This is a genomic window from Leisingera sp. JC1, assembly GCF_001679925.1.
Classification (GTDB): domain Bacteria; phylum Pseudomonadota; class Alphaproteobacteria; order Rhodobacterales; family Rhodobacteraceae; genus Leisingera.
In genome coordinates, this window is the sequence record NZ_LYUZ01000138.1 from 1 (window position 1) to 11,041 (window position 11,041).

At 61.9% G+C, this 11,041-nt stretch carries 6 protein-coding genes and 1 pseudogene; 2 read left to right on the forward strand and 5 right to left on the reverse strand.

Annotated features, from left to right (window positions below; all coding sequences use genetic code 11):
* On the reverse strand, positions 1-1,082 hold a 1,082-nt coding region (locus A9D60_RS22915; RefSeq protein ID WP_141118028.1), incomplete at its 3' end, for a calcium-binding protein.
* A gap of 457 nt (positions 1,083-1,539) precedes the next feature.
* On the opposite strand from A9D60_RS22915, the gene A9D60_RS22920 reads away from it, so the two are divergent.
* Both A9D60_RS22920 and A9D60_RS22925 read left to right on the forward strand, forming a co-directional pair.
* The gene (locus A9D60_RS22920; protein WP_065269734.1) at positions 1,540-3,888 is read left to right on the forward strand and encodes a methyl-accepting chemotaxis protein; all 2,349 of its coding nucleotides are present in this window, start codon (positions 1,540-1,542) and stop codon (positions 3,886-3,888) included.
* A gap of 183 nt (positions 3,889-4,071) precedes the next feature.
* A complete protein-coding gene (locus A9D60_RS22925; protein ID WP_065269735.1) occupies positions 4,072-7,023 on the forward strand; it encodes an ATP-binding protein in 2,952 nt (983 codons plus the stop codon).
* 33 nt (positions 7,024-7,056) lie between these two features.
* Here the strand turns inward: A9D60_RS22925 and A9D60_RS22930 are convergent, their stop codons facing one another.
* From A9D60_RS22930 to glyA, 4 genes and pseudogenes are all read right to left on the reverse strand, one after another.
* Entirely contained in the window at positions 7,057-7,896 is an 840-nt protein-coding gene (locus A9D60_RS22930; protein WP_065269736.1) for a DMT family transporter, read from the reverse strand.
* Between the two features lie 7 nt (positions 7,897-7,903).
* Positions 7,904-9,409, reverse strand: coding sequence for a Na/Pi cotransporter family protein (locus A9D60_RS22935; RefSeq protein WP_065269737.1), 1,506 nt, complete (start codon positions 9,407-9,409; stop codon positions 7,904-7,906).
* Between the two features lie 22 nt (positions 9,410-9,431).
* Positions 9,432-10,181, reverse strand: coding sequence for a DeoR/GlpR family DNA-binding transcription regulator (locus A9D60_RS22940; protein ID WP_083194332.1), 750 nt, complete (start codon positions 10,179-10,181; stop codon positions 9,432-9,434).
* 358 nt (positions 10,182-10,539) lie between these two features.
* Positions 10,540-11,041 (reverse strand): annotated as a pseudogene (glyA, locus tag A9D60_RS22945) (serine hydroxymethyltransferase); the annotation flags it as partial.

Genomic DNA, 11,041 nt, shown 5'->3' on the forward strand with positions numbered 1-11,041 from the left:
CCGCCGATCAACAGGTCGTCATCATTGCCGCCATACATCGTGTCGGCGCCGTCGCCGCCTTCCAGCGTGTCATTGCCATCCGTTGCAACAATGCTGTCGTCCCCGGCCCCGCCGATCAGCGTATCCGCCCCCTCTCCGCCTTCCAGAACATCATCGCCGTCACCGCCGTCCAAGCTGTCGTCGCCCGCTTCACCCAGCAGCGAGTCATCGCCGCCTTGTCCGTAAACAATGTCATTGCCGTCACCGCCCAGAACCGTGTCGGCGCCTTGTTCAATAGGGGTGACAACCGGATCGTCGATGACATCGCCGGACAGAGTAAATCCCGCCAGACCGTCTCGGGTCTGGAGAGTGAATTCAATCGATGAACGGTCCTCGAACCCGGCAGAGAACCAGGCCTCCTGATCGGTGTATGAATTGTACTGCGTCCCAGTGGCTGTAACCAGATTGCCGTCAGTCGAAGTGGTAAGGTTGGAATCCGAGGAAACGCCAAAGGAGGTGAAACTGTTGCCGTCAATAATGACTGCTTCGGCATCTCCATAACCGCTGTTGTCATCGATATCGTTGAAGGTCGCAGTGGAATTCAGATAGACCGGCTCGCCTGTTGCCGGGTCAAAGAACTCCAACCGGAAAGTCGCCTGGTCACCCGCCTGATCACCATCCAGCAGGATCTCCGCACCGTCGGTATAACCGAACTCCACCGACATATTCGCGTTCGATTTCTCGACAAGGACCAGCTTGCCCCAGATCGAGGTTCCATCCTCCAATGTCGCAACATCGCTGAAGACAGCATAGTTGCCCGCAGCCCCTGTCGAGCCGTCATGCGAGATGCTCTGGATGTTGCCGATCTTCAGTTCAAGAGGACTGGCATCCACACCTTGATCGAAGCCATCCCCCATGTCGCCATAGATGACATCATCGCCTGAGCCGCCATCAATGACGTCATTGCCCTCTTCCCCGGCAACGGTATCGGCACCCCCGCCCGCTTCGATAACGTCGTCGCCGGTGCTCCCGGCGAGCTTGTCATTCACTCCGGAGCCTTTCAGGGTCGCAAGAAGTCCGGAAAGCCAGTCAGGTACGGCCATAGTCACATCTCAATCTCTGGCCACAGGTGCCTGAGCACACAAAAGGCCAAGTGTTCCCGGCGAAATAGCCGCTTCTGCGCCCCTGAATACACGCATCCCGGTAATGAATCGTAAATCCGGCAGGCGCATTGAAAATTCGGCCACGGCCACGGCTCCGGCAAAGGGGGCGGAATGCCTGCAGGGGCACGCGGCTCGGTCAAAACGGGTCACTGGGCCCGCTTCACCCTTCTGAGCTGAGTGATTCGCATTGCCCGGAAGGCAATCTGCTAAAAGTGGAACGGTATTTTTGCCGCTCCACACCGTCCAAAAGCCCAATTTCGCGGGAACAAGACGCAAATTAACGGCCCTGAAATGAATCCCTCTGAGTGTTTTGACGTCCGGCATCTCACTGCTGGACCGCCACAGACCGCTTTCAGGCAGTCCGGCAGACTGAAATGTTGATGGGAACTTCGCCGTAATGACTCGACTGTTTAAATTCTGGAACAACATGCGGCTGGGCCGCAAGCTGCCGCTCTCCATTGCCGCGCCGACAATCCTTCTTACGCTCGCCTCGGGTTTCTTTTTTGCCTGGGAGGCCGGGCAGGCGCTGAAGACCAACCGTGAGGCGGCCTATGCAACGCTTTTGGAAGAGCGCAAGGAAGCACTGGAAAACTGGGTTGCCGGATTGCGGTCCCAGACCAGAACGCTGGTGGCCAGCAAGGCGGTTGAAACAGCGCTGCGCGACTTTTCCAACGGGTTTTACTCGCTTGGCGACACTCCCGGCAGCTATCTGCGCGCGGCCTATGGCGAAGGCAACCCGAACCCTGCGGGCGAACGCTACAAACTGCTGGACGCGAAAGACAAATCGGCATGGTCCATCCGACACAAGATGAACCACACCGGCTTCGTGACATTCCTCGAAGAGCAGGGGTTCCTGGATGCCTATCTTTTGGATGTACAGGGCAACATGGTCTATTCGGTCCACAAAAACGAAGACTTCGCGCTGAACTACCTGGACGGGCCGTACAAGGACAGCGGGCTGGGCCAGGCCTACCGCACCGCCCTGGAAATGGAGCAGGGCAATGTGTTCCTGTCGGAAATGGCCGGATATGAGCCGGACGGCGGGGCGGCCGCGATGTTTATCTCCTCCCCCATCTACAAAAAAGACGCGATCATGGGGGCACTGGTGCTGCGTGTTCCGGTGGACGGCATCGCTGGCATACTGTCGCGGTCTGCATTGCTCGGCGAAACTGGGCAGGCCTATCTGGTGCGCGGCGACGGCATTGCACTGACCGCATCGGAACGTGAGGGCGGGCACCAGGTTCTGACCAAGCTGCCGGAACTGCAGCAGATTACCGCAGCGCTCAGCGGCGGGGAAAGCAGCTTCTCCGGAACTCCCGGCCTCGCCGGCCAGCCGGTTGAGGCGATGGCCGCGAGCGTCGGGCTGGACGACCGTACCTGGGGCATTGTGCTCGAGGTCGACAGCGCCGAGGCCCTGGCGGCGGAGAAAAGCCTGGTCAATGCCTCCATGCTGCAGGCCGTAGGCGTTGCCCTGGCAGTAGCATTGCTGTCCTGGATCGCAGCCCGCGGCATTGCGCGCAAGGTGTCCGGCCTGTCTGACAGCGTGGAACACATTGCCGCCAAGGACTACGGCCATCCAGTGGCCGGCCTGGGCACCGGCGACGAGTTCGGCAACATCGCCGGCATCCTTGAAGGCTTCAAAACCGATCTGCAGAATGCCCAGCTTGCTGAAGAGGAGCGGGCGGAAGCCCAGCGAGAGCAGGATCTCGTGGTGAATGAGTTGCGCACCGGGCTGACCCATCTGGCAAAGGGCGACTTTTCAACCACGATTGATGCGCCCTTCCCCGAGGCTTACAAGGGTCTGCGCCTCGACTTCAATCAGACGGTCAACACACTGAACGCAACCGTGCGCGAAGTGGTGGAGGCCACCACCAGCATCCGCAACGGCACGTCGGAAATCAGCCAGGCCTCCGACGATCTGTCGCAGCGCACCGAAAGCCAGGCAGCGACCCTGGAACAGACGGCAGCGGCCCTGGATCAGATGACCGCCAGCGTCAAGGCTGCCGCGGACGGCGCACGCAAAGTCGAAGCTTCCATGAACGAAGCCCGGGACGAGGCAATGGCCAGCGGCGAGGTTGTTCAGAACGCCGTCACCGCAATGAATGGCATCGAGGAGTCCTCCCGCCATATCTCGCAGATCATCGGCGTGATCGACGACATCGCCTTCCAAACCAACCTGCTGGCCTTGAACGCAGGTGTCGAAGCTGCCCGGGCTGGCGAAGCGGGACGCGGCTTTGCCGTCGTCGCCTCCGAAGTGCGGGCACTTGCCCAGCGTTCGTCGGATGCGGCCATGGAAATCAAAACGCTGATTTCCAACTCCGGCGAACAGGTCGAAAAGGGCGTGGATCTGGTCGGCAAGGCCGGCGCGGCGCTGCACAGCATCGTGTCGCAAGTCTCCCACATCTCCGGCCTGGTCTCGGACATCGCCACAGGTGCGGCAGAACAGTCGACCGGCATCGGCGAAATCAACACCGGGGTGATGCAGCTGGATCAGGTCACCCAGCAAAATGCCGCCATGGTCGAACAGATGACAGCGGCAGGCCAATTGCTGAATGGCGACGCCTCTAACCTCGCTGGACTTGTGGCGCAATTCGATGTCGGGCTGGAAATGCCCCCCCCGCGCGAGGCTTCCCGTCCGGAGCTTCCGTCCGCACATGGTACCGGCTGGGATGAGATCCCCGAGGCGGCGGCCCCAATGCCTGTTTCGGAAGGATCAGCCGCCTTGGCAAAATGGCAGGACTTCTGATCCCGCTGGTTCGAACTTCTGCAATGGCTGCTGCTTGTGCCACACTGCGCAGCAGCCGCAAGCAACCGTATTGTGGAAACCGGATTTTCAGACTTTAAAAGGAACATAGAGCAAAACCGAACACCTGGCATAATTTAAGGCCGCTATTGCCAACGGTGTTTCTGAAAAAGCAAAGGTGGCTGAATGGCCCTGTCAAATCTCCCCGCTCACTGGCTGCGCGCCCTAGGCAACAGGACCTATCTTCCTGCCCTGCTTGCGCTGGCTGTCGTGTGTGCTGCGGGACTTTATGCCGAAAGACAGAACGCCACTATCCACTACCAATCCCAGCGCGCCGACACGCAGCAGGCCGCGGGGATGATCAAATCCCGCCTTGAGGGCCAGCTGAACGGCGACTACCAGCGCCTGCGCGGCCTCGCAGCAATGCTCGCAACAGAGCCGGACATGAGCCAGGAACGGTTCAGCCGGATTGCGGCCCAGGTTTTAGAAGGAGAGACCGCCATCCGCCATATTGCGGCGGCTCCCGGACTTGTTGTTACCCTGGTTCACCCGATGAAGGGCAACGAAGCTGCCCTCGGGCTGGATTACAACAAGAACGAGGCACAGCGCGCCGCCGCACACCGGGTGCGCGACAGCGGCGAAATGGTTCTGGCTGGCCCTGTTAATCTTGTGCAGGGCGGTACCGGGTTCATTTACCGCCTGCCGATCTTCACCGGCACCGGTGAACAACGGAAATTCTGGGGCATTCTCTCGGCGGTTGTCGAAACAGATACCCTTTATGCGGTTACCGGCCTGCATCACAGCGGCACGCTGGAACTTGCGCTGACAGGCCGGGACGGAACAGGAGCTGCCGGGCAGCAGTTCTTTGGCGCCGGCGGCATATTTGCGGACAACCCGGTGCTTCTGGACATTATCCTGCCAGCCGGATCCTGGCAGCTGGCTGCCCGTCCGCAAGACGGCTGGCAGAATAGTCCCGGAAACCTGTGGCAGCTTCGGTTCGCGCTTCTGGTGGCAGGCACTCTGATCGTGTTTCCCACATTTCTGGCAGGCAGGCTGTCCGATGCCCGGCAAGCGGTGATCGGCAAGCTGCGCCATCGGGAAGCTGAGCTGGAGGCGGTATCGCACCGGTTGGAGATTGCAGTAAAGACCTCACGGGTTGGCATCTGGGAATATGACCCAGCTGCCCAGCGGGTAAGCTGGGACAGCCGGATGCACAAGCTTTACGGCGTGCCTGAGGAACTGGGTCCGCCAAGCGCGGAGGCCTGGGCTGAAACACTGCATCCAGACGACCGCAGCAGGGTACTGGATGCACTGAATAATGCAGAAGAAAAGCACACCAGCTTTGCCTCCGATTTCCGGATCGTTCTGAACAATGGCACAGTCAAGCACATCCGGGCATTGGCCAGTCCGTTCACCGATGCGCGCGGCCGAAAACTGATGATCGGCGTCAATTGGAATGTCTCCGAAGATGTGAGCCTGCGCGAGGAACTGATCCGCGCCAACCAGACTCTGTCCGAACGCAACCGTGAGCTGAAACTGGGCAAACAGGCCCTGGAGCAGGCGCATGCAGAACTGCAAAAGCAGCAGGCGGAATTGCACCGTCTGTCACTTGTGGCCAAACACGCCTCTGACAGCATCATCCTGACAGATGCGGAGCGCCGCATCCTCTGGGTCAACGACGCCTTTACGCGGGCAACAGGCTATCTGGCAACTGACGCCATCGGCCGGACCCCGTCTGAACTGCTGGACGGGCCAAACACCGACGCCAAGGTTATTCAGGAGATGAACCGCCACAAGGATCTTGGCATCCGCTACCACAATGAGGTCCTCAATTACACGAAATCAGGCGACGAGGTCTGGTTCGACACCAACATCGTGCCGGTGACATGTGCGGATGGATCCGTGGATCTGATCATCGGCATTGAGCGGGACATCACCCACAGCAAGCAGCGGGAACGCGAACTGGCCGAAGCAAAACTTGCGGCGGAACAGGCCGACCGCGCCAAGTCGGAATTTCTTGCCAACATGAGCCATGAGATCCGCACACCGATGAATGGCATCATTGGTATGGCTGACCTCCTGGCAGAGGCGGAACTGCCGCCTGACGAACTGCAAAACGTCGAGACCATCCGCAGCTCGGCACAGGCCTTGCTGAAGATCATCAACGACATCCTCGACCTGTCACGCATGGAGGCAGGAAAGCTTTCGATCGCGGGTGAGGATTTCAATCTGCGCGAATGTGTCAGCAGTGCCGCCAATCTCTTCCGCCCGAAAGCGCAGGACAAGGGCTTGCCGCTGGAAATCAGCTACGCGGACGGGTTGCCGGATCGGATGCACGGTGATGACGGGCGCTTGCGCCAGATCCTGGTCAACCTGATCGGCAATGCTGTGAAATTCACAACGGAAGGCAGAATATCCGTTCGGGTGTCGCATGCACTAGGCAACCCTTACCACCTTATCGCCGAAGTCGAGGACAGCGGGATCGGTATTTCCGAGAACCAAGCGCGCCATATTTTCGACCGTTTCACACAGGCAGATGCCGCGACGACCAAGGCGTTCGGCGGAACCGGGCTGGGCTTGACCATCTCCAGCATGCTCGCCAAGCGGATGGGCGGCGGCATTTCAGTCACATCAGAGCCTGGCCTGGGGTCCTGTTTCCGGCTTGAACTTCAGCTGCAACCGGCTGGTGACGCCGCGAGCGAAGCTGCACCGCTCTCCCTGGCCCCACCTCCGCAGCTTGCGCCTTGCAGGGTGCTTCTGGCGGAGGACAATCAGACAAACCGCCTGCTGATCCGCAAGTATCTGCGCAACCAGCCGGTGGAGCTCGCCGAAGCCGCCAATGGACGCGCTGCCGTGGACATGTGCAAGGAACTGCGGCCGGATATCATTCTGATGGATATGTCCATGCCAGTTCTCGATGGTCTCGGTGCCACCCGGGAAATCCGCGGCCTGCCCCTGCCGCAGCCGGTCATCGTGGCCCTGACCGCCAACGCCTTCGCCAGCGATGAACAGGCCTGCCTGGAGGCCGGCATGGATCACTTCCTGGCCAAGCCCGTGAAAAAAGCTGTGCTTCTGCACACGCTGGCTGCAATAACCGAAGAGATCGCGCCGCAACAAGAACCACGGGCCAGCGCCTGACGGAGGCGGCCCATTGCCCGTCCGGGTGCGGGTTTAAACGGCTGTCCCGATCAGGCCGACCCCGGCAGCCATCAGAACTGCCGATCCCAGCCGCCGCATCCAATAGCCTTCCTTCAGGAAGACAAAGCCGATCAGTGCCGCGAAGATCACCGAGGTCTCGCGAAGCGCAGAAACGGCCCCGAGCGGGGCAAAGTTTTTGGCGTAGAGCACCAGACCGTATGCAATCATCGATACCAGCCCGCCGGCAATTCCCAGCATCCAGGTCTTTGCGGGCAGGTGTGCCAGGGTCCGCCGCCTGCGGACAGCAACAAACCCGGCAATGAAAATGTGCAGGAAGGCCCCCCATGCCCAATAGCTCAGGGTATGCCCTGAAAGGCGCACCCCGATGCCGTCAACCACGGAATAGACCGAAATGCAAAATCCGGTGCCGGCTGCAAAGCCAAGTGCCGCCCGCCCGACACCGGACCGCAGTGCTTTCCAGCTGCTGAGCTGAATGCCGCAGGCGATCACTGCAATTCCGGCCCAGGCCTGCAGCGGCAGCACCTCGCCGGCAAAAGCCATCGCCCAGAGCGCAACCAAAGCCGGAACGACGCCGCGGGCAATCGGGTAAACAACGCTCAGGTCGCCATGCTGATAGGCACGGCCCAGCATGTAGTAGTAACCGAAATGAACAATCGTCGACGCCAGAATATAGGGAAAGCTTTCTGCCGACGGCAGCGGCAGAACCGCTATCATGACAGCGCCCGGGACAACCTGGCCAAACGCCACCAGCCCCAGCGTTGTGGTCCGGTCAGCCGCCGTCTTCACAATGGCGTTCCACAGCGCGTGCAGCAGGGCTGCTGACAGGATGATGGCAATTACGGGAAGCGTCATGTCCGGATCAGTCTTTTGGCAAGAGCCCGGAGGCTGGGGGTTCGCCCCCATCACCTTCTGGCAAATCTTCGATGAGCCTTGTCTCCAGCAGCTGTCCGCTGCGGTAGAGCACCGGGGTGGCGACGGCGGCGATGTGGCTGTTGAACTCGCGCAGGGCCCGCAGGGTTTCCAGGTGGATGTCGGAGGTGTCAAAGCTCTCCCGCGCGCCGTCCTGCAGCCGCTTCAGGTGGCGCTTGCGGCTGTCGTGCTCCATCCGCTTCAGCTCGGTCTTCTCCAGGCTCAAGAGCCGCGCGCTCTCCAGATCGTCGGAGATCAGCACGTTGGAGGCCAGCTGCAGATTGGCCAGGATCGCCTCGTGCATGCGGGTGATCTCCAGCCAGCCCTCCTTGGAGAAGATGCCGGAGAGGCAGGCGTTCACCTCCGCGTCCATCTGCTGCACCGCCCTGATCTGCTCCTTGCTGCCGCCCTTGTACAGGTCCAGAACCGGGCGGAACATGGCGCCGGTCTGGTCGGCCATCCGCAACAGCTCCCGCTTGAGGTTGGCCACCGCCTGCGCGGGCGAGCCGTAGCTGCCCTGCTCCAGCGCGCTGACCGGGCGGCCCGGCTGCGCCGCCTCTGCCTGCACGGGTTCCGGGAAGGCGCGGGCAAAGACGCCGCCCAGCGGGGCRCAGGCGGGCARCGCCAGCAGCAGGAGCGACGCGTTGAAGGCGAGATGGGCGTTGACCAGCATCTGGCCGCCCTGCGGATCGCCCAGCCAGCCCTGGCGCAGCGCCAGATTGGCGCCGAACAGGCAGAGCACCGCCCAGGTGCCGCGCAAGGTAAGGTTGGCATAGGGAATGCGCCGCGCCTTCAGCGCCATGCCGCGGCTGAGCCAGACCGGGATGAAGGCGGAGCCGAAATTCGCGCCCAGSACCAGCGACAGGCCGGCGGCAAAGGGGATGGCGCCGATCTGCACCAGTGTGACGCACATCAGGATCGCCGCCACGCTGGAATGCATCACAAAGGCCAGCGCGCCGCCCACGAGAAAGGCGGTGATGTAGTCGCGCGCCAGATAGCCTGCCACCGCGGGCAGAAAGGCGCTGTCGCGGATCGGGTCCATCGCCTCGCGCAGAAACCGCAGCGAAATCAGGATGAAGGCCACGCCCATCAGGATCCGYCCCAGCTGGCGGGCCTTCTTGGCCTCGGTCTTGACGAACAGGTAGCCGCCCGCCGCCAASAGCACCGGSACCAGCCAGTCGAGCTTGAAGGACAGGATYTGGATGATCAGCGCCGAGCCGAGATCGCCGCCCAGCACGATCGCCAGCCCGGTGGGAAAGGCCAGATAGCCGCTGGCGGCAAAGCCGGATGTGAGCAGCGCCACCGCGGCCGAGCTTTGCAGCACGATCGCCAGGACCAGCCCCATCAGCCCCGCCTGCAGGTGGCTTTGGCGCGCGGTCAGCAGCCGCTGGAACGAGGCCCCGTAGCTGCGCTCAATCCCGGTCCGCACCATGCGAACCGCATACAAAAGCAGCATCGTCGCTCGCCGGATTTCCGGTTCAGTCTGCCTTGCCGGATTGGGCGACTTCTGTCTGCACCCCCCAGCCGATTAGAGCAGCAGACAGCTTCTTGCCGGGATCCTGATCGGTGAGCAAGACAGAGATCCTGCGAGGCTCCGGTCCGCAGTGGGGAGCCGTTTCCGCAAACTTCGGATGCGCCAAGGCAACTGCAACCTTCTGGGCGCAGTCAGCGGCCACACGCGCCAGCTGAGCCTCGTCTGCGCTGTGGTAAAGCACGCCTTGCTTGGCGGAAAGCGCGTCCGCAGACAGGATCGCCAGGTCAAGCGCAAACCGGCGCAGCTGCTGTTCCGCAACAAAGCCGAAAGTGCCCCGCTCATTGCTCTGCATTTCACCACCCAGAAAATGCACACGGTTGCCATTGTGGTTTGCCAGGGTCTGCGCCGCGCCAATCGCGTTAGTGACCACAGTCAGATCCGACTTCTGCCGCAATTCCTCAGCAACGAAGGCCGTGGTGGAACCGACGTCAAGGAAAAGCGCCATCCCGTCGCGCACATAACCAGCCGCCAGTGCAGCAATCCGCGCCTTTTCCTTCTGGTTCTCAGAAATCCGCCGCGCGAAACTTGTTGAGCTATGCGGACCGGCCAGAAACGCGCCGCCATGCACACGTTGCACGGCGCCGGCCTTGCTCAGCGCTTTAATCGTGCGGCGAACGGTTTCCTCGGACACATCCAGCATCTTGGCCAGTTCGGCACTGCGCGCAGAGCCGCCCAGGCGGCGCAATGCGTCCATCAGCTCCATTTCGCGGTGGGACAGGGAAAGAGAGTCCGACAAGAGAGCGTTCCATTTTCTTTGGCCGTTTGCGTGCAATTAGGCACGGGCCGGCGGCACATGACAAGGCTTTACGGCACGCCCTGATGCGGTCCGATTCTGCGCTGGCCTCGCCTAGCCCAAACGCACGAGCAGGCAGAGCTGCTATGCCGCCACCGACTCCCGCCCCTTACCGGACTGCCAGGGGCAGACCCGAATGCGTTGAGCGTGGCGCCGTGCCGGTGCTCGGCGCCTGCAGGGCGAGGGAACCTGCCTGCCAAAGCAAAACCGCCGCGGCTTTTGGGCCGCGGCGGTTTCATGTGTTCAGTCCCGGATGGGATTACAGGTTCGGATAGAGCGGGAACTTGGCGCAGAGGTCCGCGACCTTGGCGCGCACCGCCGCTTCCACGTCGGCATTGCCCTCTTCACCGTTGGCCGCCAGCCCGTCGATCACCTCGATGATCAGGTCGGCGATCTGGCGGAACTCCGCCTCGCCGAAGCCGCGGGTGGTGCCGGCGGGCGTGCCCAGGCGCAGGCCGGAGGTCACGGTGGGCTTTTCCGGGTCGAACGGGATGCCGTTCTTGTTGGTGGTGATGTGGGCGCGGCCCAGCGCCTTGTCGGCGATGTTGCCGGTGACGCCCTTGGGGCGCAGGTCCACGAGCATCACATGGGTGTCGGTGCCGCCGGTCACGATGTCCAGGCCGCCCTGGATCAGCTGGTCCGCCAGTGCTGCCGCGTTGGCGCGGACCTGCTTCTGGTAGGCCTTGAACTCCGGCTTCAGCGCCTCGCCGAAGGCTGCCGCCTTGCCTGCGATCACATGCATCAGCGGGCCGCCCTGGATG

Excerpts from the sequence above, each read along its gene's own strand:
- A9D60_RS22920 (WP_065269734.1), top strand. The coding sequence starts at position 1,540 with ATGACTCGACTGTTTAAATTCTGGAACAACATGCGGCTGGGCCGCAAG.
- A9D60_RS22925 (WP_065269735.1), top strand. The coding sequence starts at position 4,072 with ATGGCCCTGTCAAATCTCCCCGCTCACTGGCTGCGCGCCCTAGGCAAC.
- A9D60_RS22930 (WP_065269736.1), bottom strand. The coding sequence starts at position 7,896 with ATGACGCTTCCCGTAATTGCCATCATCCTGTCAGCAGCCCTGCTGCAC.
- A9D60_RS22940 (WP_083194332.1), bottom strand. The coding sequence starts at position 10,181 with ATGGACGCATTGCGCCGCCTGGGCGGCTCTGCGCGCAGTGCCGAACTG.